Source organism: Dissulfurirhabdus thermomarina (assembly GCF_012979235.1).
Lineage (GTDB): Bacteria > Desulfobacterota > Dissulfuribacteria > Dissulfuribacterales > Dissulfurirhabdaceae > Dissulfurirhabdus > Dissulfurirhabdus thermomarina.
In genome coordinates this window covers 269,107-294,162 of sequence record NZ_JAATWC010000002.1, presented here as the reverse complement: position 1 = coordinate 294,162, position 25,056 = coordinate 269,107, and the positions used below count along the sequence as shown (strand labels likewise).

The window sequence follows — 25,056 nt, the reverse complement described above, 5'->3', positions numbered from 1 at the left end:
TCTTCCGGGAGATGGGAGTTCCAGCGTGAATAGATCCATTGACCTGAGAGGCATCTGCGGCGCCCATGGCGGGGCGTCCGCCCCTTCCGGAGGCCGCGAGGCCGGGGCCGTGAGGTGGCTCCGGCGGCCGGGCGCGCGGGAACAGCGGTCGCCTGGCAACCGGCCCAGCGGGCATCATCCGGCGGCGCTGCCGTGCGCCGCACGCCCCGGCGGCTTCAGGTGGAGGAATGCGGTGGGGCAGGGGGGCGCATCGGAGCGGGGAGGGGATCCGGGGCCTTCGTGCGGCGTCATAGGGGACGGGTTGGTGCCCCCGGCAGGATTCGAACCTGCGACACCAGGATTAGGAATCCTGTGCTCTATCCCCTGAGCTACGGGGGCGGCGGCCCGGACAGGCGGGTTATACCGGCTGGAACCCGGATCCGCAAGGTCCGGCCCGCTGTTGACGCCCGGTGGGGAGTGTGTTAAATGATCCCCGCCGTGGGGCTGTAGCTCAGCTGGGAGAGCGCTTGAATGGCATTCAAGAGGTCAGCGGTTCGATCCCGCTCAGCTCCACCACCCGACACGGAATCCACAGGGAGGGCCTCTTCGGGTTTTTCCTGTCGCGTCGCCCCCGCCTTCGAAAGAATTGGCCTTCTTCCGGGCGGGGGCCTTTCTCCTTCGGGCCGCCGGGTCCGCTTCCCGTCATGAAGAGCGCCAAGCTCCCTCCCGATCCCGACCTCCGGCGCGTCGAGCTTCGCCTCAAGGTCACAAAGGAGATCGTCGTCAAGTTCATCGAGATGGGGCGGGTGACCCCCGCCTCCTTCGAGGAGGTCTTCGACCGGGTCTACAAGGCGGTGGCCCGGGCAGAGGAGGGCGGCCGCGGCGGTCACTGAGCCCCGCCGCGTGTCGCGGTCCGGGTCCCCGCGAAGCGGAGGCCGGGGGGCGCCGCCGCCCCGGGGCCGCGGGCCCGGGAAGGGAGGCTGACGGCGTGAAACTCCTGATCGCCGGCGCCGGCAAGACCGCGCGGGAACTGCTCCGGCGCCTCGGACAGTCCTGGGACGTCACCCTCCTGGACCAGGACGAGGGCCACCTCGGCGAGCACCGCCACCGCGAGCAGGTCCGGCGGCTCGTCCTCGGGGACGCCTCGAGCCGGGTGATCCTCGACGAGGCCGGGATCGCCGGGCACGACTTCGTGGCCGCCGTCACCAACCGGGACGAGGTGAACCTCGAGGTCTGCCGCTATGCCCGGAAGGTGGGCGTCCAGAACGTCATCGCCCTGGTGAACGACAGTCTGAACCTCCCCCAGTTCCAGGAACTCGGCGTACGGGCCATCTGCCCCGGGCACCTCGTGGCCCGGGACATCGAACTCTTCCTGGAGAGCCCCCGGCTCTTCGTGAGCACCATCGCCGAGGGGGCGGGGGAGGTGATGGAGGTGGAGGTGGTGCGCCGGGCCCAGGCCGCGGGTCGCGCCATCAAGGACTTCGCTTCCCGTGACTGGCTCATCGCCGCGGTCCACCGGGCGGGGCAGCTCATCATCCCCCACGGGGACACCGTGATCCGGGCGGGGGACCGGCTCACCATCGTGGGCCGGGCGGATCTCTACCGGTCCATCGCCCACTTCTTCTCCCTGGCGGAGCCGAGCTTCCCCTTGGAATACGGGCAGCACGTCCTGCTGCCCCTGGGCGGGGTGGACGATCTCCCCGAGGGCCTCCTGGACGAGGTGGCCTATCTCCTCCACAACACCCGGGCCAACGGACTCACCGTCCTCTGCGCCGGGGAGGTGCCGCCGGAGCTGGAGGCCGCGAAGGGGCGGTTCGAGGAGCTGGGCCGGCTCCAGGTGCGCGTCGTCACCGGGTCCCTGGAGGAGGTGCTGGTCCAGACTTCGAAGGGGGAGAGCGTCGGCTGCGTGGTCTCGGCGCCGAGGCCCCTGGGCCCGGTGGCCCGGATCCTGGGGATCCCCACGGTGGTGGCCCTGGCGCACCGGCTGGCCTGCCCCCTCCTGGTGGGGCGCCGGAGTCTCCCGTACCGGCGGATCCTGGTGCCGTGCTCCGGGACGAAGTCCACGGGGCTCGCCCTGGAGACCGCCGTGGATCTCGCCAAGCAGCTCGGGGCCGAGGTGACGGCCGTCACGGTGACCGATCCCCTGGCCGCCTCGGGGACGGGCTCCCCGGAGTGGGCCGAGGAGGCCCTGACGCAGGCGCGGCAGATCGGCAAGCTCCAGCAGTTCTCCATCCTGGAGGTGATCCGGGACGGTAATCCCATCAAGGAGATCCTCGCCGAGGCCGCCGACCACGACCTCCTGGTGGTGGGCAGCACCTCCCAGAGCGCCTCGCTGCTGCGGCCCCACATCGGAGAGCACCTGGTCCAGGACGCCCCGTGCTCGGTGCTGGTGGTCACCTGAGGCCCGGCCGGGGGCGTGCCGGCGCCCCGGCGGAGGAGGGACATGGAGAACGGTGAAGGGCTCGCGCTGCTGATCATCGCCGTGGCGGGTGCCACGCTCCCGCTCCTGGCCCGCCCCCTCCGGGTGCCGCCCATGGTGGCGGAGATGCTCTTCGGCATCCTGCTGGCGCAGGCCGGTTTCAACCGGGCCTTCTCCGGGGCGTGGCTTCCGTTCCTCGCCCAGTTCGGTTTCCTCATGCTGATGTTCCACGCGGGGCTCGAGATCGACTTCGCGGCGCTTCGCCGGGAGCCGGCCGGCCGGCTGGCCGTCTACGCCCTGGCCTTCGGCCTGACCCTGGGCCTGGCCTACGGGGCCGCCCGGCTCCTGGGCCACGGGCTCTTCCTGGCCCTCGTCCTCTCCACCACGTCCCTGGGGCTCATGCTGCCCGCCCTCCGGGAGCTGGGCATCTCGAAGACGCCCCTGGGCCAGAGCGTCTTGATATCGGCCACCCTGGCGGATTTCTGCACCCTGCTCGGCCTGACCGGGATGGTGCTCTACGGGGCCCACGGCTTCGGCTGGCGGCTGGTGGGGCCCATCCCGGTCTTCGTCCTCTTCGGGGTGGTGCTCTGGGGAGTCCGGCTGGCGGCCTGGTGGCATCCCCACCGGGCCGTCCGCTTTCTCGAGGGATCCGACCCCCAGGAGTTGGGCGTGCGGGCGGCGTTCGCGCTGCTCTTCGTCTTCGTGGGGATCTCGGAGCTCGTGGGGCTTGAGCCCATCCTCGGGGCCTTCCTCGGCGGGTGCGTGCTCTCCGTGGTCTTCGAGGACCGCGGCCTTCTCGAGGAAAAGCTCGCCGGCTTCGCCTACGGGTTCCTGATCCCCATCTTCTTCATCCACGTGGGGCTCGAGTTTCCCCTCTCGGCCTTCGCCGAGACCGGGTTCCTGGTCTTCACCGGAAAGCTTCTGGTCGCGGCCTTGCTGGTGAAGCTGATCCCCGCCCTCCTGCTCCGGCTCCGCGGGCTCGGGTGGCGGCATTGTCTCCTGGCCGGGCTGCTCCTTTCCGCCCGGCTCAGCTTGATCGTGGCCGCCGCCGCCATCGGGGTGGAAAAGGGCCTGCTCTCTCCCCGGATGGAACCCGCCATCTTGACCCTGGCGCTGGTCACGGCCTCGCTCGTCCCGGTGGCCTTCCGTCGATTGGCCCTCCGGTGGGGCGCCGCCGGGGGGGGCGCGGGCTAGAAACGGGGCGGGAGCCGGCGCGGGAGCAGCAGATCCCGCGCCAGGCGCAGGAAGTAGGCATCGGTCATACCGGCGATGAAGTCCCGCACCACGGCGGCGGGGGGCGACTCCCGGTAGGCCGGGTCCATGCCGTCGAGGAAGTCCGTAAAAATAACGGAATCTTCATTACTTTTTTCTAAGTCTTCATAAAATTTCTCAAAGAGGGCGCGGTACACGCTCCGGATCTTGGGCGCCTCCGTCTTGATCTGGGGGGCTGAGTAGATCCGGGCCATGTTGAAGGCCTTGAGTCGGGTCAGGGCCTCGGCCACCCGGGGGCTGAACCCCACCTCGTCCCGGTCCAGGCTGTGGGTGATGAGGTCCGTCACCAGGCGGTAGACGATGGTGCCGTTGGTCCGCCCCAGCACCTCCACGCATTCCGGCGGCAGGTCGTCCCGGCGGATGAGGCGGAGGCGGACCGCGTCCTCGATGTCGCGCCCCACGTAGGCCACGGTGTCCGCCAGCCGCACCACGCAGCCCTCGAGGGTCGTGGGACGGAGCGGGGTCTCCGGCCACTTGAGGAGCCGGTCGATCTCCCGGTCGAGGCGTTCGAAGGTCTTTCCCGGGCTGGGGGCCAACGCCGTGATGTCGGCCTCTCCGTCGTGGCACAGGATCCCGTCCAGGGTCTGGAGGGTGAGGTTGCAGCCGCGGCCCTTGCGTTCCACCCGCCGGAGGAAGTGGACTCCCTGGACGTTGTGCATGAAGCGGGGGAGCCCCGCCTCGAGGCAGAGTTCGGAGAGGATCCGCTCGCCGTCGTGGCCGAAGGGCGGGTGGCCGATGTCGTGGCCGAGGGCGATGGCCTCGAGGAGATCCTCGTTGAGCCCGAGGAACCGGCCAACCGTCCGGGAGATCTTGGAGACCAGCTGGACGTGGAGGACCCGGTGGGTCAGGTGGTCGTTGGGGATGAGGGAGAAGACCTGGGTCTTGTCGATGTAGCGGGTGTAGGCGAGGGAATGGAGGATCCGGTCGGCGTCGATGGCGAAGGGTTGACGGTGGTCCGAATCCAGGTGGTCCTCCGGGCGCTCCCGGATGGCGTCGCGGCTGAAGGTGGCCCGGGGGGAGAGGATCTCGGCCTCCCGGAGGTTGAGGCGATCGCGGAGCTCGGTGAGGTCCACTGGCAGGCCCGGTTCCTCCCTGGTCTCGGCGGCGCCGGCCGGGACACCCGCCGTGGGGCGGGGCCGGCACCGTTCACCGTTAATTAAACACATGGGCCAAGGAACGCAACGACGCGCGGCGCCGTCACAGCTCCTTGAAGACCTTGGCCAGGGACTCTCCCGCTACGTGGAGGCGCCACTCGTTGAGGTATCCGAAGGGGGTCTCGGCCACCTCGAACCCCGCTCCTTCCAGCCGCTCCCGGATCTTCGCCGCCAGGGCCCGGGAGAAATCCGGCTCCGCCTTGTCGGAGGCGAGGTGCGCAAAGGAGTGCAGGACCGCCCGCCGGCTGCCGAACTTGCCCGCCAGCCACTTGATGTTTTTGACCGCCTTGGTCACCAGGGAGCGCTCCCGTCCCGGGTCCCGGGCCTCGCAGTGGTAGAAGACCACCACCGCGTCGGTCCAGGTCTCTCCGCCGGCCGCGTCCGGGGCGGAATCGAGGGTCTTCTGGAAGGGGGTGAAGTGGAATTCCCGGGCGAAGAAGAGGAGGAGCCGCACGCGCTAGCGGCTGGCGGTGAGTTGGGCGTATTCCTGGGCGCCGTAGTTTTCGAGCCGGACCCAGCGCCCGCCGGACAGGAACCACCACTGGCGGCCGTCGAAACGGGCCACCAGGGCCCCGTGGTAGGCCATCATCCGCCGCACCTCCTGCGGGGTGTAGGGATTGTGGTAGTTGCCCTTGACGACGCCGTCCTGATAACCTGGCCAGAGGAGGAGAGCGATCACCACCGTGACCCCGGCCAGGGCCAGGACTACGGCCCGGCGGTGGAGGGCCAGAAAATGTCGGAACCTGGCTTTCATAGATCCCATTATGCCCCGAAGCGGACGAATCGTCAACCAGGCGGGGGGCAAGATGCGCATATTCTCCTTTGAAAACGGATCGTTACCATCACGCCTCCGGGCCGCGGCGGCCGCCGTCCCCTTCCTGGTGCTCTCCACGGCCGGGCCCGCCTGGGCCGTCCAGGTCCACGGGGCCCCGGAGGGGCTGGTGGCCCACCTCCTGGCCCATGTCTTCTTCGCCGCCGCCATGTTGGTCTTCGCCCTGAGGATCCGCGCCCTCGGCCTCGACACGGCCTCCGCCTGGCGGCACGTGCGGGCCGGGGCCCTCTTCTTCGTGGCCTGGAACGCCTGGGCCTTCGCCTCCCACGTCCTGGACGCCGCCGCGGGCCCGTTGCCGCGGCCGCCCGGGGCCCCGTGGGACCGGGTGCTCCTGGAGTCCTTATCGGATTTCGCCCGTTACGTGCTGAAAAACGACCACATCCTCGCGGTGCCCGCCATGGCCTGGATCTACCTGGGGCTCCGGGACCTGGCCCGGGCGGACGGGGCCGGTACGTCCTCCCGGGCGGGCGATCCCGAGGCCGGCGCCCCATGACCTGGTCCACCTGGCCCATCGTGATCGTCGACCTCGCGGGGGCCCTCCTGCTGCTGGGCCTTGCCGCAATGTCCCTCGGGAAGGCACACCGGATCGGCCGCCGGACCTCCCGGGAGGATCCCCTCGGGCACTATCTCACCTGGCTGTGCCTGGCGCTCCTCGCCTTCGCCCTCTCGCGTTCCCTGGCCCACGTGGTGAAGTACCTCCTCCTCTTTTCCGGCCGGCCGGAGTGGTGGGCCCGGATCGCTCCGGTCACCGGCGCCGTGAACACCCTGGTCTTCGTGGTCATCGCCTCCGTGACGCTCTTCTTCGACCGGATCCAGCGGATCGTCCGTGAGATGGAGCAGGGGCGGGACCGCCTGCGGCGGATCTCCCGGGAGCTCCTCCGAGTCAACCGGGAGGTGGAGGACATGGTCGCCGAACGCACCCAGGCCGAGATGGCGCTGCGCCTCGCCCACGAGGTCCGGAACCCGGTCTCCATCATGGGGGGACTCCTCCGGCGGAGCCGGGAGGACCTCCCCGACCGGGACGGCCTCCGGGAGCGGATCGACCGGGTCCTGGAACAGGCGGAACACCTGGAGGCGTTGCTTCGGCGGCTCGAGGGGATCCTCGAGGCCCGGCGCCGGCGCCTCGTGGTCCTGGACCTCGGCGAGGTGGCCGCGGAAGTGGTGCTGGCCGTCGAGGAGGAGGCCCGGGATCGGGGCGTGTCGATCTTCCTCGAGCGAAGCCCCTCGCGCCTGTCCTTTCGAGGCGACCGCCATCTCCTGCGGACCGCGGTGAACTTCTTGTTCCGGCAGGCCCTCGACGCCCTCGGCCCGGGGGGCCGGCTCCGGGCGAGCACCGGGATGGACGAGGGAGGCGGGCTCTACCTGGAGGTGGCCGCGGCGCCCCTCCGCCCGGGTGCCTTCCCGGGCGGGGCGGAGGAGCCGGGGGGGGAGACCGGCTACCGGATGGCCTTCGTGCGCCAGGTGGTCGAGGAACACCGGGGCAGCCTCGCCGTCCTGGTGACGCCGGATGGGGAAGGCCGCTTCCGCCTCCGGGTCCCTACCCACCTCGGGGTCCTGGACCGGAGAAGGCCCGGGCCCGCGGGCGGGGAAAGCGACGGGTGAGGCGACCCCCCGGGGGCCGCGTCAGTCGCCCAGGAGGGGGCGGTGGGCCTTCTCGAGGTCCGCGATCTTTCCGTCGAGGCGTCTTTGCTGCTCGGTCTCGTCGGCGGCCTTCCGGGCGGCCCGGTAGGCCTCCAGGGCCTTTTCCCTGCGTCCCGCCGCCCGGTAGGCGTCGCCGAGGTGTTCCGCGATGGTGGGGTCCGAGGGGGCGAGGGCGTGGGCCCGCTCGAGGGTCTCCACCGCCTTCTGCCATTCCTTCTTCTTGAAGTAGACCCAGCCGAGGCTGTCCACGATGTAGCCGCGGTCGGGGGCCAGCTCCAGGGCCCGCTTCACGAGGTCCTCCGCCTCGTCGAGCCGGATGCCTTCCTCGGCGTAGGTGTAGCCCAGGTAGTTGAGGGCGCCCACGTGGTCCGGGTCGAGCTCGAGGGCCTTGCGGGCCAGCTCCAGGGCCTCGGGGCGTCTTTCCTGGAGGTCGAGGACCATGGCGAGGTCGACCAGGATGTCCGGGGATTTCGGCTCCTTGGCCAGGGCCTTGCGGAGGAGCGCCTCGGCCTTGGCCGGCTCTCCCTGGTCCTGGTAGAGGAAGGCCAGGGCGGTCATCCAGCGGACCTCGCCGGGACGGCGCGCGAGGCCTTCCTCCAGGAGGCGGACGGCTTCCCGGGGCTTTCCCCGGCGGGCCAGGAGGTCGGCCCGGCGGATCCGGGCCTCCACCGCCGCCGGGTCGTCCTCCGGGATGCCGGCCAGGACGGTCTCGGCCTTGGCCAGCTCGCCCAGACCCTCGTAGGCCACGGCCAGGTAGAGGCGCACGACGCCGTGACGGGCCTCCGGGATCTTGTCGAGCCCCTCGAGGAGGGAGACCGCGCGGCGGAACCGCTCGGCCTCCAGGTAGAGGAGGGCGACCTTGAAGCGGACGGGCGGCGTGTCGGGGAGGTGCTCCCGGTAGCCGTCGATCTCCGCGACGGCCGCCTTCGTGCGCCCGGCGGCGATGAGGAACCGGACCAGGCCTTCCCAGGCCCAGCCGTTGTCCGGCTCGCGTTCCAGCCAGCGGCGCCAGGTGGCCTCGGCCTCGTCCGTCCGCCCGGCCGCCGAGAGGGTGTCGGCCAGCTCCTGGTAGAGCTTGGGGACGGCGGCGTTGAGCTCGAGGGCGCGGCGGAAGTGCTGCGCCGCCTCCGCCAGGTCGCCGGATTCGCGCAGGAGCCGACCCATGAAGTAATTGGCCACGAAGGCGGTCCGGCCCGTCCCGGCCGCGGCGCTCTCCAGGACCTTGGCGGCCTCCTTGTAACGGCGCTGCTGGGCGTAGACCTCCCCCAGGAGGAGGGCCGCATCGGCGTTGTCCCCGTCGCGCCGGAGGAGCCCCTCGAGGACGGCGGCGGCTTGGTCGAAGGCCCCCGCCGCGGCGTGGATGCGGGCCTCCAGGAAGAGGAGATCGGTGTCGTCCGGCCGCAGGGCCAGGGCCTGGCGGGCGTAGTCGAGGGCTTCTTCGGGATGGTTGCCCCTAAGGAGCATGAGCGCCAGGTCCTCGAGGAGCGCCACCGACTCGGGGTCCGCGGCGACGGCCTCCCGCATGGAGGCGATGGCGCCTTCCTCGTCGCCCTCGAATTGCTGGGTGAGCGCCTTCAGGTAGGCGGCGTAGGCCTGGCTGAGGGAGGGACGGTAGGCCCCGGAGGCGGCGGGCCCGGGCTGGAGGACCCAGAGCGCAAGGGCGCAGCCGAGGAGCCGGGCGAGGAGGCGCCGCCGCATCACTCCGCGTCCGGCCCTGCCCGGTAGGCCTCGATGTCCGGGATCCGGTCCTCGAGAAAGGCCTTGAGCTTCTTCTTGATCCGGGTCTCGATCTGCCGGACCCTTTCCCGCGAGACCCCGAACCGCTCCCCCAGCTCCTGGAGGGTCTTCGGCTCCTCGGTGAGCATCCGTTCCTCGAAGATGACCTGCTCCTTGTCCTCGAGGATGTCCCGGAAGGCCTGCATCTCCGCCTTGAGCCGGGCGTCTATCTCGGCCCGGGCCACCCGGGACTCGAGGGGGACCTCGCCGCTTTCCAGGAAGTCCAGGTGACGGTCGTCGGATTCCTGGCGGACCGGGGCGTCCAGGGAGACCTCCCAGGCCCCCATGCGCTGGTCCATCTCGATGACGTCCTGCTCGCTCACGTTGAGCCGCTGGGAGATGAGCTTCGGGACGGGTTCGAAGCCGAGGGCCTGGAGCCGGTCCTTCTCCTTGTGGAGATTGTAGAAGAGCTTTCGCTGGGCCTGGGTGGTGCCGATCTTCACGAGGCGCCAGTTGTCCATGAGAAACTTCAGGATGTAGGCCTTGATCCAAAAAGAGGCGTAATAGGAGAACTTCACCCCCTTGTAGGGATCGAACTTCTTGACCGCCTGCATGAGGCCGAGGTTGCCCTCCTGGACGAGGTCCAGGAAGTTCTGCATCCAGAACTTCTGGAAGTCCAGGGCGATCTTCACCACCAGGCGGAGGTTGGCCGTGACGATGCGGCGGGCGATCTCCGGGTCCCGGGTCTCGTGGTAGGCCCGGGTGAGGCGTTCCTCCTCCTCCCGCGTCAGCAGTGGGAAGCGGCTGATCTCGGCCAGGTAGTGCTGGAGGATGTCGGCCGGCGTTTGACGGGGGGCCGTCTCGGCCGGGGCGTGTGGTGCCGCCGGATCGGCGGCCGGGAGCGTCTCCGCGGCGTTCGGCTTCTTCATGGGTCGGGCTCCTCCGCGCCGGGCCGGGTGACCTGCGTGGTGACCGGTTTCACAGGCGGGCGAGGACGCCCCGGTTGACTTCCTCCACCTTTTCCCGCCCGCACAGATACTCTACCAGCTTCATGGCGAATTCCATAGCCGTGCCGGGCCCCTGGCTGGTGATGACCGTCCCGTCCTGGACCACCCGCTCGTCCACCAGCCGGCCGGTCCGGATCCCGGACCGGGAGACGGGGTGGCAGGTCAGACGCCGGCCCCCGGCGAGCCCGTGGCGCTCGAGGACGGTGGGGGCCGCGCAGATGGCCCCCACGGGCCGGTTCTCGTGGATGCGCCGGCGCAGGAGTTCCGCCACCCTGGGGTCCGCGGCGAGCCGGTCGGTCCCTTCCAGGCCGCCCGGGAGGACCACCAGGTCGAAGTCCCGGTCCAGGACCTCGTCCAGCGCGGCGTCCGGCACCAGGACAACGCCCCTGGCCGAGGTCACGGGCCCGGGCTCGAGGCCGGCCGCCACCACCTCGACGCCGGCCCGGCGGAGGATGTCGATCACCGTCACGGCCTCGAGTTCCTCGAAGCCCTGTGCCAGCAAGAGGAGGACACGTTTCTTCGTCGTTTCCATGAAGCCTCCGGCGGACGAGATCGGCGGCGGATCGGGCCGGCCCCGGGGCCGGGCTTCCTTCCGCCCGGAAGCAAAGACTAGATACGTCGGCGGGATGCGTCAAGGCGGGGGCGTTGAACTCCGGGCGCCGGTTGCACGATGAGTTTCAAGGATGCTTTACTGGGCGGGGCCGCGCCCACGCCCGTGCCAACGCACCCTTCGAGGAGGTAGTTCTCATGACAGCCGCAGTCCGCAAGCGGGGACAATGGAAGAGCCCGTGGGGGTTCGTCCTCGCCGCCATCGGTTCCGCCATCGGCCTCGGCAACATCTGGCGTTTCTCCTACCTGGCCTACGACAACGGGGGCGGAGCCTTCCTGATTCCCTACCTCGTGGCCCTCTTCACGGCGGGGATCCCGCTGCTCATCCTCGAGTTCGGGATCGGGCACGAGCGGATCGGCAGCGCCCCCCTGGCCCTCGCCAAGGTCCACCCCCGGTGGGAATGGCTGGGCTGGTGGCCCGTGATCTTCGTGATGTTCGGGATCGTGCTCTACTACTCCGTGATCATCGCCTGGTGCGTGGACTACGTCTTCTACGCCGTCCGGCTTTCCTGGGGCGCCGACCCGGACGCGTTCTTCTTCCACACCTTTCTCGGGGCGAGCGGCGCCCCGTCCCGGATCGGCGCCGTCCAGACCCCCGTCCTGGCCGCCCTGGTGGGGGTGTGGTGCCTCACCTGGGCCATCATCGTCCGCGGGGTGAGCCGGGGGATCGAGCTGGCCAACCGGATCTTCATGCCGCTGCTCCTCGTGCTCACCCTGATCCTGGTCGGCTGGTCGCTCGGCCTTGAGGGCGCCCGGGAGGGCATCCGGGCCTACCTCCGTCCCGACTTCTCGCGCCTTGCCGAGCCCAAGGTCTGGATCAGCGCCTACGGGCAGATCTTCTTCACCCTGAGCCTCGGCTTCGGGATCATGATCGCCTACGCCAGCTACCTGCCGCACAAGTCGGACATCACCGGCAGCGCCGTGGTCACCGCCCTGGCCAACAGCGGGTTCTCCCTCCTGGCGGGCTTCGGGGTCTTCTCGGTGCTGGGTTTCATGGCGCACAGCCAGGGGGTCGGCGTGGAGCAGGTGGTCACGCACAGTATCGGGCTCGCCTTCGTGGCCTACCCGAAGGCCATCTCCCTCATGGGGCCCGCGGGGAAGGTCTTCGGCGTGCTCTTCTTCCTGAGCCTGGTGGTGGCGGGGCTGTCCTCTTCCGTCTCCATCGTCGAGGCCTTCACCGCGGCGGTGGTGGACAAGTTCGGCACGGACCGGCGCACCCTGGCCGGCGTGCTGTGCGTGATCGGCTTCGTCGGGGGGCTCATCTTCACCACCCAGGGAGGGCTCTACTGGATCGACATCGTGGACCACTTCCTGAACGCCTACGGGCTCGTGGTGGTGGGACTCCTCGAATGCGTGGCCGTGGGCTGGTTCTTCCGGATCGAGACCATCCGCCGGCACCTCAACCGGGTCTCCCGGATCCCCCTCGGACCGTGGTGGAACTGGGTCATCAAGCTGGTGCTCCCCGGGATCCTCGGCGTTATACTTGTGCAGCAGCTGGTGGAGGAGCTGAGCCGCCCCTACGGCGGCTACAGCTGGGCCAGCCTCATCGCCATCGGCTGGAACTGGGTGCTCGTCACCTTGCTTGCCTCCTTCATCCTGGCCATGAGGCCTTGGCACCAGGAGGCGGACCTCCGGAAGGGACGGGGGGACGGGCGGTAAGGGCGGGCGGCCCCCGCCGGGGGAGGACGCAGGCGCCGTGAAACGGGTTCCCCTCGCCGAAAGGATGCGCCCGCGGCGCCTCGAGGACTTCGCGGGCCAGGACCACCTCCTGGGGCCCGGACGGGTGCTCTCCGGGCTGCTCGCCCGGGGGCGGCTGCCTTCCCTCATCCTCTGGGGCCCCCCGGGTTGCGGGAAGACCACCCTGGCCCGGCTCCTCGCCCGGGCCGTGAACGCCCACTTCGTGACCCTGTCCGCGGTGCTCTCGGGCGTCAAGGACCTTCGCCAGGTCATCGACGAGGCGAGAGGCCGCCTCGATGCGGGCGAGGGGCCCACCGTCCTCTTCGTGGACGAGATCCACCGGTTCAACAAGGCCCAGCAGGACGCCTTCCTCCCCCACGTGGAGAGCGGGCTCGTCACCCTGGTGGGGGCCACCACGGAGAACCCGTCCTTCGAGATCATCGCGCCGCTGCTGTCCAGATGCCGGGTCCTGGTGCTCAAGCCCCTGCCCGAGGAGGTGCTGGAGCGGATCCTCGACCAGGCCCTCTCGGACCCCGAACGGGGCCTCGGGCGCCTGGAGCTGGAGCTGACGCCGGAGGCCCGGCGGGTCCTCGTCCGCCAGGCCGACGGTGACGCCCGGGCCCTCCTCAACTGCCTCGAGACCGCGGCGGAGTTGGCCGTAGGCCGCCGGGCCGAGGGCCGGGGCGCCCGGATCACCCTGGAGGTCGTCGAGGAGGCCGTCCAGCACAAGGCCCTTCGCTACGACAAGGCCGGGGAGGAGCACTTCAACCTCATCTCCGCCTTCCACAAGAGCCTCCGGGGGAGCGATCCCGACGCGGCCCTCTACTGGATGGCCCGGATGCTCGCCGCCGGGGAGGACCCCCGTTATATCGCTCGACGCATGATCCGCTTCGCCTCGGAGGACGTGGGGAACGCCGATCCTGCAGCCCTTCGCGTGGCTCTGGACGCCCACGAGGCCTACACCGTGCTGGGCTCTCCGGAGGGGGAACTCGCCCTGGCCCAGGCGGCCCTCTACCTGGCCACCGCCCCCAAGAGCAACGCGGCCTACACCGCGCTGGGCGCGGCCCAGGCCGACGCCAGAAAGCACGGGAGCCTCCCCGTGCCCCTCCACATCCGGAACGCCCCCACTCGGCTCATGAAGGAACTCGGCTACGGGGAGGGCTACCGCTACGCCCACGACGACCCGGACGCCCTCGTCCCGCAGGAGTACTTCCCCCCGCAGCTCCGGGGGCGGGTCTACTACCACCCCACCAACCGGGGCCACGAGCGCACCATCCGGGAGCGGCTCGAGAAGTGGCGCCGGCTGCTGGCCCGCAAGCGCCATCCCGGCGCTTGACCCGCGCCTTCGTTCTCGATTGGAAAAATTGTGCTTGTGGGACACGCCTCGTTGCATCATCCATGAAGCATTTTCCGGGCCGTCGGCAACGATCTCTCGGTCCGGCCCCTTCCGTCGCCCCATCAAGTGATGCCGCCCTTCGCCCGATAAAGAGGGAACAGGGAGCCGGCGCTCCACACCGCCCACAAGGAGAGGCCTCCATGAAATTCCTCCCGAGAATCCTCGGCGACCGGACCTTTCGCTTCCAGCTCACGGCCCTTTCCACCCTGCTCCTCTGCCTTCTGGCACTGGCCGGCGCGGCGGGGATCGACGGGATGCGGCGCGCCAACATCGCCCTCGCGGAGATCGCCGAGGACCACATGGCCGTCCTCAGGGACGTGAACGAACTCCTGGACGTCCTCATGGTGGACGTCTCGGGCACCGTCCAGCGCGTGCTCGCCGGCGAGGTCGCGTGGAAGGAAGGACGCCGCCGGCTCGAGGCGGCCTTGGCCGACGCGGAGGGTTACCTCGAGGGCCTCGACGGCCGTATGGCCGCCTTGGGCGGCACGTCCAACCGGCACCTGGTCCAGGCCATGGGCGCCGAGGTCGCCCAGATGGAGGAAGGGATCCGGGGGCTCGAGGCGCAGCTCCAGGGCCTCTTGGCCGCCGGCGACCGGGCCGGCCTCGAACGCTTCCAGCGGCGCCGGCTCCCGGCCATCAGCCGCGAACTCCACGAGCGGGCCGGCAACATCCTCGAGGCGGAGTTCGCCAACATCCGGCTCGAGCGCCGGGCCGCCGAGCGCCGCTACGGGATGGCCCTCGTCCTGACGGTGGCCCTTCTCGGGGCCGGCATCCTGACCGCCGTGCTCTCGGTCGTCTTCCTGGTCCGCCGGCTGGATCGTTCCTTCGGGCTGCTGCGCGGGGCCATGGACCGGTTGCGGCGGGGGGACCTGGCGGGCCGGGTCGACTACGGGCAGAGGGACGAGTTCCGGCCCCTGGCGCAGGGGTTCAACGAGATGGCCGAGGCCCTCCACGAGCTGGTGGGGGAGATCCAGAAGTCGGGCATCAGCGTGAACAGCTCGGTGACGGAGCTGTCGGCGACGAGCCGGGAGCAGGAGTCGTCGGCGTCGGAGCTGGCGGCGACGTGCTCGGAGATCGCGGCCTCGTCCACGGAGATCGCGGCGACGTCGGCGCGGCTCCTGGAGACCATGAAGGGGGTGGCGGAGCTGGCGTCGGAGACGGCGGAGGCGGCAGGCGAGGGGCACGAGGGGCTCTCGCGGATCGACGAGACCATCAGCCGGATGGAGTCGGCCACGGGGTCCATCGTCTCGAAGCTGGGGGTGTTGAGCGAGAAGGCGGGCAACATCGCCGGCGTGGTGAAGACCATCAACAAGGTGGCGGACCAGACGAATCTCCTGTCGCTCAACGCGGCCATCGAGGCGGAGAAGGCTGGGGAGTACGGGGCGGGGTTCGCGGTGGTGGCCACGGAGATTCGGCGGCTGGCGGACCAGACGGCGGTGGCGACCTACGACATCGAGCAGATGGTGCAGGAGGTGCAGTCGGCGGTTTCGTCCGGGGTGATGGGGATGGACAAGTTCGCGGAGGACGTTCGGGGAAGCGTGAAGGAGATCCGCCGGATCGGGGCGACCTTGTCGGAGGTGATCCAGCGGGTGCAGGCCTTGACGCCGCACATCGAGGAGGTGAACGAGGGGATGGTGTCGCAGTCTCAGGGGGCGCAGCAGATCAGCGACGCCATCATGCAGCTCAACGAGAGCGTGCAGCAGATGGCGGCGTCGCTGGTCCAGACGGGGGAGACGGTGAACCAGCTCCGGGACGTGGCCGTAGGGCTCCGGGAGAGCGTCTCCCGGTTCCGCGTGGAGGGATGAGGGATCGGCCCCGGGCCGTGAAGGGCCGGTCCGGAGGCACCGATAAGAAGGGAAGGGGGACGCCGGTTGGCCCCGGCGCCCCGCCAGGCGAGCCGCTCCGGCCAGAGGGAGGCGGAGGCACATGAAACTGTTCGACCGGATGAGAGACCTGCCCGTTCACGTGCGGCTGACGGGGTTTTCGGCGTTCATGATCCTGCTCTTGGTGGTGGGCGGCATCGCCGGGGTCCTCGGGGTCCGGACCGTGGACCGGGTCCTCACCGGGATCCACGAGGCCGAGATCCGCGACCTGGAGGCCCTCCGCCGGTCGGAGCTGTTCTTTCTGGTCCGGGCCCCGCGGCTGCCCCGGGAGGTCCGGGAGGGGCGCCTGGCCCCGCCGGCGGCCGCCGGCGAGATCGACCGGGGGCTTTCCGGGGTGAAGGCCCTCGCGGCGGCCGGCGAAGCGGGGGGCCTCGACCGGGCCGCGGAGGTCCTCCGGGACCTCGGGGCGGCCCTCCGGGCCGGCGACCAGCGGCGTATCCAGCGGCTCGAGGCGGCGTACCTTGAGCTCCTTCCCGAGGTCCAGGCCGGGTTCGAGGCCCGCTTTTCCCGCCGCGAGGCGGCCGCCAAGGACCGGCACCGGGAGAGCGAGGCGCTCTACCGGCGCATCCGGGCCGGGTTCGCCCTGCTCGCCCTTCTCGGGGTGGCGGCCGGTGTCGTGGCGGCGGGGATCCTCATCGCCGACATCAAGCGGCCGCTCGCCCTCCTGGTGAACGCCATGCGGGGGCTCCGGGAAGGGGACTTCTCCACCACGCTCCCGTACGAGCGGAACGACGAGTTCCGCGAGCTCGTGGACGGCTACAACGCCACCCTCGAGTACCTCGCCGAGCTCCTCACGGAGATCCAGAAGTCGGGCATCAGCGTGAACAGCTCGGTGACGGAGTTGTCGGCGACGAGCCGGGAGCAGGAGTCGTCGGCGTCGGAGCTGGCGGCGACGTGCTCGGAGATCGCGGCCTCGTCCACGGAGATCGCGGCGACGTCGGCGCGGCTCCTGGAGACCATGAAGGGGGTGGCGGAGCTGGCGTCGGAGACGGCGGAGGCGGCAGGCGAGGGGCACGAGGGGCTCTCGCGGATCGACGAGACCATCAGCCGGATGGAGTCGGCCACGGGGTCCATCGTCTCGAAGCTGGGGGTGTTGAGCGAGAAGGCGGGCAACATCGCCGGCGTGGTGAAGACCATCAACAAGGTGGCGGACCAGACGAATCTCTTGTCGCTCAACGCGGCCATCGAGGCGGAGAAGGCTGGGGAGTACGGGGCGGGGTTCGCGGTGGTGGCCACGGAGATTCGGCGGCTGGCGGACCAGACGGCGGTGGCGACCTACGACATCGAGCAGATGGTGCAGGAGGTGCAGTCGGCGGTTTCGTCCGGGGTGATGGGGATGGACAAGTTCGCGGAGGACGTTCGGGGAAGCGTGAAGGAGATCCGCCGGATCGGGGCGACCTTGTCGGAGGTGATCCAGCGGGTGCAGGCCTTGACGCCGCACATCGAGGAGGTGAACGAGGGGATGGTGTCGCAGTCTCAGGGGGCGCAGCAGATCAGCGACGCCATCATGCAGCTCAACGAGAGCGTGCAGCAGATGGCGGCGTCGCTGGTCCAGACGGGGGAGACGGTGAACCAGCTCCGGGACGTGGCCGTGGGGCTCCGGGAGAGCGTCTCCCGGTTCCGCGTGGAGGGATGAGGAGGCCGGGGTGCTTCACATCCTCTTCCACCAGGACGGCGACGCCTACGCCCTGCCCGTGGACCGGGTGGTGGAGGTCGTCCCCATGGTGCACCTCCGGCGCCTCCCCGGCGCCCCCCGCGAGGTGGCGGGGCTTGCGAACTACCGCGGCAGGGTGATCCCCGTCCTGGACCTCTGCGCGGTGCTCGCGGGCCGACCCTGCCGCCCCCTGGCGAGCACCCGGATCCTGGTGGTCCGCCTCCCGGATCCCGGGGGCGGTGAGCGCCTCGCGGGCCTCCTCGCCGAGGGGGTCACCGGGACCCTCCAGGCGGACGAGGCGCGGTTCGTGGAGCCCGGGGTCCACCTCGACGGGGCGCCGTACCTCGGCAAGGTGGCCGCCGGGGAATCCATGGTCCAGGTGATCGAGGTCGACGGGCTCCTGCCGGACGAATTGCGGCGCATCCTCTTCCGCGAGGCGGCGGAGGCCGCGGCGGAATGAACACGGAACGGATCGAGGTCCTCTTGAACCGGGCCATCGGCCTCCATGTGGATTCCATCGGCCACCAGGCGCTGGTGCGCGCCGTCCGGCGGCGCATGGACGTCGTGGGCCTGGACGACCCCCGGGAATACACCCGAATCCTCTACCGCTCGCCCGGGGAACTCGATGCATTGGTGGAGGAGGTCGTCGTCCCGGAGACCTGGTTCTTCCGGGACGGGGCCCCGTTCCGGGCCCTGGCGGAGTACGCCGTCCGCAAGTGGCGGCCCGCCCACCCGGCGGGGCGTCTCCGGTGTCTCAGCGTCCCCTGCTCTTCCGGGGAGGAGCCCTATTCCATGGTGATGGCCCTCCTGGACGCCGGTCTTCCGGACGAGGCCGTCCACGTGGACGCCGTGGACGTGAGCAGCCGGGCCCTGGAGAAGGCCCGGCGGGGTGAATACACGGCCCACTCCTTCCGCGGGCGGGACCTCGGCTTCCGGGCCCGCTACTTCCGGCCGGATGGCCGGCGCTATGTCATCGACGGCCGGGTCCGGGCCTGCGTCCGCTTCCACCGGGCGAACCTCCTCGACCCGGACTTCTACCAGCAGTTCGGGGTCTACGACGTGGTCTTCTGCCGGAACCTCCTCATCTACCTGGACGAGGCCGCCCAGGAGCAGGCCATGGCGACCCTCCGGAGACTCGTCTCGGACCAGGGGCTGCTCTTCGTGGGACACGCCGAGACGGCGCGCTTTCCGGAGGCGGGCTTCCGGCCGGCGCCCTACCCGCGGGCCTTCGCCTTCCAGATCGGTACCGCGCCCCGGCCGCCGGCGGCGCGACCGAAGAGGCCCCCGCTCCGCCGGCCCGTCGCCCCGCCGGCCGGTCGGAACCGGGCGGCGGCCCCCGCCGCCCCGCCCCGCCCCGCCCGGGAGCCCCGCCCGGCCCCGGACGCCCCGGGCCTGGATCACGCCTACCGCCTGGCCGACGAGGGCCGGGGCGACGAGGCTCTGGCCGCGGTCCGGGCGTGCGTGGAACGGGAAGGCCCCTCCGCCGCGGCCTGCTACCTCGAGGGCGTGCTCCTCGACGCGGCGGGACGGCCCGAGGAGGCGGAGGCGGCCTTGCGGCGGGCCCTCTACCTCGAGCCCGGCCACTACGACGCCCTGGTCTTCCTGGCGCTGCTCGCGGAGCGGGCGGGGGATGTCCGGGCGGCGGAGGGCTACCGGCGCCGGGCGGCGCGGGTGGCCCAGGCGTCCGGTGACGCCGCCGGGCCTGATCGCGCCGCCGGACGCGGTGGACGGAGATGAACACAGGGATGGAAGAGGCGGGACGCATACCCGTGGACCCCTGCTGGCAGCGGGTCGGAACGTGGGCGCCCGGCGGGCCCACCTGCCCCGAGCTGGCCGAGGCGATCCACTGCCGCAACTGCGAGGCCTTCGCCCGCGCGGCCCGGATCCTGCTGGACCGGCCCCTGGACCCGGACCGGGTCGCGGAGGTCACCCGGGATCTCGCCGAGGAGGCCCGGGAGATCGCCCGTGGCGACCGCTCTGCCCTGGTCTTCCGGGTCGGGCCCGAGTGGATCGGCATCCCGGCCGCCTTCGTGAGCGAGGTGACGGCCATGGCCCCGATCCACTCCGTCCCCCGGCGCCGGAACCGGGTCTTTCGGGGGATCGTGAACGTCCGGGGGCGGCTCGAGGTCTGCGTCTCCCTGGGCGGCCTCCTCGGCGTGGAACGGCAGAAGGAGGAGGACCGGGAGGTGGACCGCCTGGTGGTGGCCACCTGGAACGGGGAATCCTTCGTCTTTCCCGTCTCCCAGGTGCGGGGGATCCTCCGGTACTGGGAGTCCGACCTCCGGCGGGTTCCCGACACGGTGGGGCATTCCAGGGAAGTCTACACCCGGGGCCTGATCCCCGCCGAGGGCGGGGACGTGGCCCTCCTCGACTGGGAACTGGTCTTCAGGGGTTTTCGAAAGAGTCTGACGTGATGGTGTCGCAAAAAATCGCGGGCTGCTGCGTTGCCTCGGATGCTCCCGTCATTGCGGCGTACTTGAGCACGCTGCATTCCGCGACATCTTCGCGCCTTGCATGGGGCGATTCTTGCTTGGCCATCCACTCGGAGGTTTTTTCGCGAGGCCACCTGGCGTGAGCGGCGGGACGGAATACGGCGACCTTTCCATGCTGGAGCTCTTCCGGCAGGAGGCGGGCACCCACTGCGGCGCCTTGGGCGACGGGCTCCTGGAGCTGGAGCGGCGGCCCGGGGACCGCGAGGTACTGGAGGGCCTCATGCGGGCGGCCCACTCGGTGAAGGGGGCGGCGCGGATCGTGGGCCTGGACGCCGTGGTGGCGGTGGCCCACGCCCTGGAGGACGTCTTCTCGGCGGTCCTCCGGGGCGAGGTGACCCTCGGCGGCGACGAGGTGGACGTCCTCCTCCGCGGCGTGGATTTCCTCTCCGGGGTGGCGGCGCTGTCCGAGGCGGATCTCTCCGCCCTCGGCGAGGCCAAGGGACGGGAGGCGGCGGCGCTGTCCGAGGCGGTCCGGGCGCTCCTTTCTCCCGGGGACGCCGAGCCGGCGGCGGAACCGGACTCCTCGGTGCCGCCCGGGGCCCTGGGAGAATACGGCGACCTTTCCATGCTGGAGCTCTTCCGGCAGGAGGCGGGCACCCACTGCGGCGCCTTGGGCGACGGGCTCCTGGAGCTGGAGCGGCGGCCCGGGGACCGCGAGGTACTGGAGGGCCTCATGCGGGCGGCCCACTCGGTGAAGGGGGCGGCGCGGATCGTGGGCCTGGACGCCGTGGTGGCGGTGGCCCACGCCCTGGAGGACGTCTTCTCGGCGGTCCTCCGGGGCGAGGTGACCCTCGGCGGCGACGAGGTGGACGTCCTCCTCCGCGGCGTGGATTTCCTCTCCGGGGTGGCGGCGCTGTCCGAGGCGGATCTCTCCGCCCTCGGCGAGGCCAAGGGACGGGAGGCGGCGGCGCTGTCCGAGGCGGTCCGGGCGCTCCTTTCTCCCGGGGACGCCGAGCCGGCGGCGGAACCGGACTCCTCGGTGCCGCCCGGGGCCCTGGGAGAATACGGCGACCTTTCCATGCTGGAGCTCTTCCGGCAGGACGCCGCCACCCACTGCGGCGCCTTGGGCGACGGGCTCCTGGAGCTGGAGCGGCGGCCCGGGGACCGCGAGGTACTGGAGGGCCTCATGCGGGCGGCCCACTCGGTGAAGGGGGCGGCGCGGATCGTGGGCCTGGACGCCGTGGTGGCGGTGGCCCACGCCCTGGAGGACGTCTTCTCGGCGGTCCTCCGGGGCGAGGTGACCCTCGGCGGCGACGAGGTGGACGTCCTCCTCCGCGGCGTGGACCTCCTCGCCCGCCTGACGAAGTGCCCGGAGGACGAGATGGCCGCCTGGATCCGGGACCGCGCCGGGGAGATGTCGGACACGGCGGCGGCGATCCGGGCCCTGGCGGGACGGGAAGCGGCCGGCGATTCCAAGGGCGGCGCCGGGACGGCCGCCGCCCCGAATCCGCCGCCGGCCGGCGCCGCGGCCGGGTCTCCGCCCAGGGATACCGCCGTCCGCGTCTCGGCGGAGGGGCTCAACCGGCTCATGGGGCTGGCGGGGGAAAACCTGGTCACCTCGCGATGGATCCCGGACCTCGGCCGCCGGCTCCTGTCCGCCAAGAAGGAGCAGGACCGGGCCTTTCGATCCCTGGGGGATCTCCTGGAGGCGCTGGCCGCCGGGGAACGTGGAGAGCGGGCGGTGGAGGCGGCGGCCCGCATCCGGCACCTGGTCGACGGGGCCCGGGAGCGGCTCGGCGAGTTCCAGGAGGAGATCAATCTCCGGACCGGCCAGGTGGCCACCCTCTCCAACGCCCTCTACCGTGAGATCCTTTCCGCCCGCATGCGGCCCTTCGCCGAGGGGATCCGGCCCTTCCCCCGGCTGGTCCGGGACCTGGCCCGCCAGCTCGGCAAGGCGGTCCGGCTCGAGACGGCCGGCCTGGACACCCCGGTGGACCGGGAGATCATGGAGAAGCTGGAGGCGCCGCTCAACCACCTGGTTCGAAACGCCCTGGACCACGGCCTGGAGGCCCCCGATCGCCGGGAGGCCGCCGGGAAGCCGCGCGAGGGCGTCATCCGCCTCGAGGCGCGCCACAAGGCCGGCATGCTCAACATCGTGGTGGCCGACGACGGCGCCGGCATCGACTACGACGCCCTGCGCCGGGAGGTGGTCCGGAAGAAGCTCGTCTCCAAGTCCATGGCGGCGGATCTCAGCGAGTCGGAGCTCCTGGATTTCCTCTTCCTGCCGGGGTTCACCACCCGGGGGACGGTGAGCGAGCTCTCGGGCCGGGGCGTGGGGCTGGACGTGGTCCGGAGCGCCGTCCAGGAGGTCCGGGGCGTGGTCCGGGCCTCCTCGGTGCCGGGCGAGGGGACCCGGTTCGAACTCCAGCTCCCCATCACGCTCTCGGTGGTGCGGGTCCTCTTGGCCGAGGTCGACGGGGAGACCTACGCCTTCCCCCTCTTCGCCGTGGACCACGTGGTGGAGATGACGCCGGAGGATATCGCCGAGATCGAGGGCCGGCAGTATCTGACCTGGAAGGAGGAACGGATCGGCATCGTCTCGGCGCGGCAGCTCTTCGGGCTCTCCGAGGGGACGCCGGGGGAGACGCTCTATGCGCTGATCCTGAGCGATCGCCAGAGCCGCTACGGGCTCCTCGTGGACCGGCTGGCCGGGGCCCAGGAGCTGGTGGTCCGGGCACTGGACCCGCGGCTCGGCAAGGTGCAGGACATCGCCGCCGCCGCCACGCTCGAGGACGGCAGTCCGACCCTCATCGTGGACGTGGAGGACATGGTCCGGTCCATGGACGCCCTGGTATCCCGGAGCCGGGTCCGGGGCATCTCCTGGCGGAGCCCGCGGGATCGCACCTCCGCCAAGCGGATCCTCGTGGTGGACGATTCCATCACCGTGCGCGAGGTGGAACGGAAGATGCTCACCGCCCGCGGCTACCGCGTGGACGTCGGGGTGGACGGCATGGACGGCTGGAACGCCGTCCGGACCGGGGCCTACGACCTGGTGATCACCGACGTCGACATGCCGAGGATGGACGGGGTCGAGCTGGTGCGCCACATCCGCAGCGACCCCCGCCTGGCGCGTCTCCCCGTGGTGATCGTCTCGTACAAGGACCGGGAGGACGACCGGCGGCGGGGGCTCGAGGCCGGGGCGGACTACTATCTCACAAAGGGGAGCTTCCACGACGAGACCTTCGTCCGGGCGGTGGAAGAACTCATCGGCGGGCCCGTGGAAGGGTAGGGAGCGGCGGCCGGGGTCGTGATGCCCCGGGACCGGAACGGACGGGAACATGGTATGAGGCTGGGGATCGTCAACGACTCGGAGACGGCGGTGGCATGCCTCCGCCGGACCCTCAAGGCCGCGCCGGAGCACGAGGTGGCCTGGGTGGCGAGAAACGGCTCCGAGGCCGTGGATTTCGCCGCCATGGACACCCCGGACCTCATCCTCATGGACCTCATCATGCCCGTGATGGACGGCGTCGAGGCCACCCGGCGGATCATGGAGCGTTCCCCCTGCGCCATCCTGGTGGTCACGGCCTCGGTCCAGGGCAATGCCGGCCGCGTCTTCGAGGCCCTGGGGGCCGGGGCCCTGGACGCGGTCCCGACCCCGACCTGCGCCGACGCCGAGGCATCGGCGCCCCTCCTCCGAAAGATCGCCACCCTCGAGAAGTTGATCCAGGCCTCCCGGGGGGCGGCCCGGAGCCGCCCCGCCTTCCGGGAACGCCCCCTCGAGGCGCCGCGCCGCCCCGACCTCCTGGTGATCGGGGCATCCACGGGCGGCCCGCAGGCCCTGGCCCGCCTGCTCGCGGTCTTGCCGAAGGAGTTCCCCGCGCCGGTGGTGGTGATCCAGCACGTGGACGCGAGGTTCGCCCGGGGGATGGCGGACTGGCTCGACACCCAGACCCCGCTCCGGGTGCGGGTGGCGCGTCCCGGTGACCGGCCCCGGCCGGGGGAGGTCCTGGTGGCCGAGACCAACGACCACCTGGTCTTCCGGAGGGACGGCCGCGTGGCCTATACCGAGGAGCCCCGGGAGCACCCCTACCGGCCCAGCGTGGACGTGGCCTTCCACTGCCTGGCGCGGAACAGGCCCGGGGCCGGGGCGGCGGTGCTGCTCACGGGCATGGGGCGCGACGGCGCCGAGGGACTCCTCGCGCTCCGGGCGGCGGGATGGTATACCGTGGCGCAGGACAAGGCGAGCTGTGCCGTCTACGGCATGCCCAAGGCGGCGGCCGAGCTGGGGGCCGCCGTGGACGTCCTGCCCCCGGACGAGGCGGGGCGGGCGGTCCTGGACTACTTTCGAAAGGGGAGGCGGCCGTCATGACCGGACCGGATGTGACCTTCCCCGACATCCTCCACGACGAGCTCGACCTCCATCCCTCCGTGCTCCTGGTGGACGACCAGCCCATGATCGCGGAGGCGGTCCGCCGGGCCCTCGAGAAGGATCCCGAGATCGAGTTCCTCTACTGCCAGGACCCCGGCCAGGCGGTGAAGACCGCGGTGGAGTGGCATCCCACGGTGATCCTCCAGGACCTCGTCATGCCCGACATCGACGGGCTCACCCTGGTCCGCTACTACCGGGCCAACCCGAAGACCCGCCGCATCCCCATCATCGTCCTCTCCGTCAAGGAGGACCCGGTGGTGAAGAGCGAGGCCTTCGCCGTGGGCGCCAACGACTACCTGGTGAAGCTCCCCGACAGCATCGAGCTCATCGCCCGGATCCGCTACCACTCCCGGGCCTACCTCTACCACGTCCAGCGCGACCAGGCCTTCCTCGCCCTGAAGGAGAGCGAGCGGAGGCTGGAAGAGAGCAACGCCGCCCTGGAGCGGCTCTCCACCCTGGACGGGCTCACCGGCATCGCCAACCGCCGGCGTTTCGACGAGGCCCTCGCGCGGGAATGGCGCCGGGCCGCCCGGGACGGGCACGAGCTGGGCCTCGTCCTCCTCGACATCGATCACTTCAAGGCCTACAACGACACCTACGGCCACCTCGAGGGCGACGACTGCCTCAAGCAGGTGGCCGCGGCCGTGGAGAAGGCCATGCGGCGGCCGGGGGACCTCGCCGCCCGCTACGGCGGCGAGGAGTTCGCGGCGATCCTCCCCGAGACCGGGATCGATGGCGCCCGGAAGCGGGCCGAGGCCATCCGGGCGGCGGTGGAGGCCCTGGGGATCCCCCACGAGGCCTCCCCCGTGGCGGACCACGTCACCGTGAGCCTCGGGGCGGCGGCGGCGGCGCCGGGGAAGGGCGGCGGGCCGGAGGACCTCATCCAGCAGGCCGATGCGGGCCTCTACGCGGCCAAGGAGGGGGGACGGAACCGGGTGGGGACCGTCTGAGACCCG

21 protein-coding genes and 2 tRNA genes are annotated in these 25,056 nt (G+C 71.2%); 16 read left to right on the top strand and 7 right to left on the bottom strand.

The genetic code is table 11. The annotated features are described in order from the left end of the window. Positions 1-302 precede the first annotated feature (302 nt). Positions 303-378: transfer RNA gene (locus tag HCU62_RS04730), tRNA-Arg, on the bottom strand. 101 nt (positions 379-479) lie between these two features. Between HCU62_RS04730 and HCU62_RS04725 the strand changes: the two genes are divergently transcribed. The 4 genes from HCU62_RS04725 (at position 480) to HCU62_RS04710 (ending at position 3,592) form a co-directional block, all read left to right on the top strand. Continuing rightward, positions 480-555 (top strand) — tRNA-Ala (locus HCU62_RS04725). A 128-nt stretch (positions 556-683) separates the two neighbouring features. Further along, positions 684-872: a hypothetical protein gene (locus HCU62_RS04720; RefSeq protein ID WP_163299719.1), complete on the top strand. Its 189-nt coding sequence runs from the start codon at positions 684-686 to the stop codon at positions 870-872. Positions 873-967: 95 nt separating this feature from the next. Beyond that, positions 968-2,380 (top strand): universal stress protein, encoded by a 1,413-nt coding sequence (locus tag HCU62_RS04715; RefSeq protein ID WP_163299721.1) that lies wholly within the window; start codon positions 968-970, stop codon positions 2,378-2,380. A 42-nt stretch (positions 2,381-2,422) separates the two neighbouring features. Further along, a complete protein-coding gene (locus HCU62_RS04710) occupies positions 2,423-3,592 on the top strand; it encodes a cation:proton antiporter (protein ID WP_163299724.1) in 1,170 nt (389 codons plus the stop codon). Here HCU62_RS04710 and HCU62_RS04705 read toward each other — a convergent pair. The 3 genes from HCU62_RS04705 to HCU62_RS04695 all read right to left on the bottom strand — a co-directional run bounded on the left by HCU62_RS04705 (position 3,589) and on the right by HCU62_RS04695 (position 5,578). After that, positions 3,589-4,743, bottom strand: coding sequence for a deoxyguanosinetriphosphate triphosphohydrolase family protein (locus HCU62_RS04705; protein ID WP_309474791.1), 1,155 nt, complete (start codon positions 4,741-4,743; stop codon positions 3,589-3,591). The genes HCU62_RS04710 and HCU62_RS04705 overlap by 4 nt on opposite strands. Before the next feature lie 124 nt (positions 4,744-4,867). Further along, positions 4,868-5,278 (bottom strand): threonyl-tRNA synthetase editing domain-containing protein, encoded by a 411-nt coding sequence (locus tag HCU62_RS04700; RefSeq protein WP_163298534.1) that lies wholly within the window; start codon positions 5,276-5,278, stop codon positions 4,868-4,870. Between the two features lie 3 nt (positions 5,279-5,281). Beyond that, positions 5,282-5,578 (bottom strand): hypothetical protein, encoded by a 297-nt coding sequence (locus HCU62_RS04695; protein ID WP_163298535.1) that lies wholly within the window; start codon positions 5,576-5,578, stop codon positions 5,282-5,284. A gap of 52 nt (positions 5,579-5,630) precedes the next feature. Between HCU62_RS04695 and HCU62_RS04690 the strand changes: the two genes are divergently transcribed. Together HCU62_RS04690 and HCU62_RS04685 are read left to right on the top strand one after the other, a co-directional pair. Beyond that, complete coding sequence (locus tag HCU62_RS04690) at positions 5,631-6,149, top strand: hypothetical protein (protein ID WP_163298536.1); 519 nt, start codon at positions 5,631-5,633, stop codon at positions 6,147-6,149. After that, positions 6,146-7,258, top strand: a complete 1,113-nt coding sequence (locus HCU62_RS04685) for a sensor histidine kinase (protein ID WP_163298537.1) — start codon at positions 6,146-6,148, stop codon at positions 7,256-7,258. Before HCU62_RS04690 ends, HCU62_RS04685 begins: the two co-directional genes overlap by 4 nt. 21 nt (positions 7,259-7,279) lie before the next feature. On the opposite strand, the gene HCU62_RS12545 is transcribed toward HCU62_RS04685, so the two are convergent. From HCU62_RS12545 to HCU62_RS04670, 3 genes are read right to left on the bottom strand one after another with little or no spacing between them, the layout of a single operon-like run. After that, positions 7,280-8,995: a tetratricopeptide repeat protein gene (locus HCU62_RS12545; protein ID WP_163298538.1), complete on the bottom strand. Its 1,716-nt coding sequence runs from the start codon at positions 8,993-8,995 to the stop codon at positions 7,280-7,282. Then, a complete protein-coding gene (locus HCU62_RS04675; protein ID WP_163298539.1) occupies positions 8,995-9,942 on the bottom strand; it encodes a sigma-70 family RNA polymerase sigma factor in 948 nt (315 codons plus the stop codon). Before HCU62_RS04675 ends, HCU62_RS12545 begins: the two co-directional genes overlap by 1 nt. A gap of 49 nt (positions 9,943-9,991) precedes the next feature. Next, positions 9,992-10,552, bottom strand: a complete 561-nt coding sequence (locus tag HCU62_RS04670; RefSeq protein WP_163298540.1) for a DJ-1 family glyoxalase III — start codon at positions 10,550-10,552, stop codon at positions 9,992-9,994. Positions 10,553-10,767: 215 nt separating this feature from the next. Between HCU62_RS04670 and HCU62_RS04665 the strand changes: the two genes are divergently transcribed. The 10 genes from HCU62_RS04665 to HCU62_RS04620 all read left to right on the top strand — a co-directional run bounded on the left by HCU62_RS04665 (position 10,768) and on the right by HCU62_RS04620 (position 25,050). Further along, positions 10,768-12,288 (top strand): sodium-dependent transporter, encoded by a 1,521-nt coding sequence (locus HCU62_RS04665; RefSeq protein ID WP_163298541.1) that lies wholly within the window; start codon positions 10,768-10,770, stop codon positions 12,286-12,288. Positions 12,289-12,352: 64 nt separating this feature from the next. Next, entirely contained in the window at positions 12,353-13,642 is a 1,290-nt protein-coding gene (locus tag HCU62_RS04660) for a replication-associated recombination protein A (protein ID WP_163298546.1), read from the top strand. Positions 13,643-13,842: 200 nt separating this feature from the next. Then, the gene (locus HCU62_RS04655) at positions 13,843-15,507 is read left to right on the top strand and encodes a methyl-accepting chemotaxis protein (RefSeq protein ID WP_163298542.1); all 1,665 of its coding nucleotides are present in this window, start codon (positions 13,843-13,845) and stop codon (positions 15,505-15,507) included. A 121-nt stretch (positions 15,508-15,628) separates the two neighbouring features. Further along, a complete protein-coding gene (locus HCU62_RS04650; RefSeq protein WP_163298543.1) occupies positions 15,629-17,221 on the top strand; it encodes a methyl-accepting chemotaxis protein in 1,593 nt (530 codons plus the stop codon). A 10-nt stretch (positions 17,222-17,231) separates the two neighbouring features. Next, positions 17,232-17,699, top strand: a complete 468-nt coding sequence (locus HCU62_RS04645; RefSeq protein ID WP_163298544.1) for a chemotaxis protein CheW — start codon at positions 17,232-17,234, stop codon at positions 17,697-17,699. Continuing rightward, on the top strand, positions 17,696-18,976 hold the full coding sequence (locus HCU62_RS04640) for a CheR family methyltransferase (protein ID WP_169755464.1): 1,281 nt from the start codon (positions 17,696-17,698) through the stop codon (positions 18,974-18,976). Before HCU62_RS04645 ends, HCU62_RS04640 begins: the two co-directional genes overlap by 4 nt. Further along, positions 18,973-19,653, top strand: a complete 681-nt coding sequence (locus HCU62_RS04635; protein ID WP_163299334.1) for a chemotaxis protein CheW — start codon at positions 18,973-18,975, stop codon at positions 19,651-19,653. Before HCU62_RS04640 ends, HCU62_RS04635 begins: the two co-directional genes overlap by 4 nt. Positions 19,654-19,810: 157 nt before the next feature. Continuing rightward, positions 19,811-22,960: an Hpt domain-containing protein gene (locus HCU62_RS04630; protein ID WP_169755463.1), complete on the top strand. Its 3,150-nt coding sequence runs from the start codon at positions 19,811-19,813 to the stop codon at positions 22,958-22,960. 54 nt (positions 22,961-23,014) lie between these two features. Next, positions 23,015-24,040 (top strand): chemotaxis response regulator protein-glutamate methylesterase, encoded by a 1,026-nt coding sequence (gene cheB, locus HCU62_RS04625; protein WP_163299332.1) that lies wholly within the window; start codon positions 23,015-23,017, stop codon positions 24,038-24,040. Next, on the top strand, positions 24,037-25,050 hold the full coding sequence (locus HCU62_RS04620; protein ID WP_163299331.1) for a diguanylate cyclase domain-containing protein: 1,014 nt from the start codon (positions 24,037-24,039) through the stop codon (positions 25,048-25,050). Before cheB ends, HCU62_RS04620 begins: the two co-directional genes overlap by 4 nt. The last annotated feature ends 6 nt before the right edge of the window (positions 25,051-25,056 follow it).

Coding starts and splice junctions, on each gene's coding strand:
- HCU62_RS04720 (WP_163299719.1), top strand. CDS start 684: ATGAAGAGCGCCAAGCTCCCTCCCGATCCCGACCTCCGGCGCGTCGAG.
- HCU62_RS04710 (WP_163299724.1), top strand. CDS start 2,423: ATGGAGAACGGTGAAGGGCTCGCGCTGCTGATCATCGCCGTGGCGGGT.
- HCU62_RS04695 (WP_163298535.1), bottom strand. CDS start 5,578: ATGAAAGCCAGGTTCCGACATTTTCTGGCCCTCCACCGCCGGGCCGTA.
- HCU62_RS04690 (WP_163298536.1), top strand. CDS start 5,631: ATGCGCATATTCTCCTTTGAAAACGGATCGTTACCATCACGCCTCCGG.
- HCU62_RS04685 (WP_163298537.1), top strand. CDS start 6,146: ATGACCTGGTCCACCTGGCCCATCGTGATCGTCGACCTCGCGGGGGCC.
- HCU62_RS12545 (WP_163298538.1), bottom strand. CDS start 8,995: ATGCGGCGGCGCCTCCTCGCCCGGCTCCTCGGCTGCGCCCTTGCGCTC.
- HCU62_RS04675 (WP_163298539.1), bottom strand. CDS start 9,942: ATGAAGAAGCCGAACGCCGCGGAGACGCTCCCGGCCGCCGATCCGGCG.
- HCU62_RS04670 (WP_163298540.1), bottom strand. CDS start 10,552: ATGGAAACGACGAAGAAACGTGTCCTCCTCTTGCTGGCACAGGGCTTC.
- HCU62_RS04665 (WP_163298541.1), top strand. CDS start 10,768: ATGACAGCCGCAGTCCGCAAGCGGGGACAATGGAAGAGCCCGTGGGGG.
- HCU62_RS04660 (WP_163298546.1), top strand. CDS start 12,353: ATGCGCCCGCGGCGCCTCGAGGACTTCGCGGGCCAGGACCACCTCCTG.
- HCU62_RS04655 (WP_163298542.1), top strand. CDS start 13,843: ATGAAATTCCTCCCGAGAATCCTCGGCGACCGGACCTTTCGCTTCCAG.
- HCU62_RS04650 (WP_163298543.1), top strand. CDS start 15,629: ATGAAACTGTTCGACCGGATGAGAGACCTGCCCGTTCACGTGCGGCTG.
- HCU62_RS04640 (WP_169755464.1), top strand. CDS start 17,696: ATGAACACGGAACGGATCGAGGTCCTCTTGAACCGGGCCATCGGCCTC.
- HCU62_RS04635 (WP_163299334.1), top strand. CDS start 18,973: ATGAACACAGGGATGGAAGAGGCGGGACGCATACCCGTGGACCCCTGC.
- cheB (WP_163299332.1), top strand. CDS start 23,015: ATGAGGCTGGGGATCGTCAACGACTCGGAGACGGCGGTGGCATGCCTC.
- HCU62_RS04620 (WP_163299331.1), top strand. CDS start 24,037: ATGACCGGACCGGATGTGACCTTCCCCGACATCCTCCACGACGAGCTC.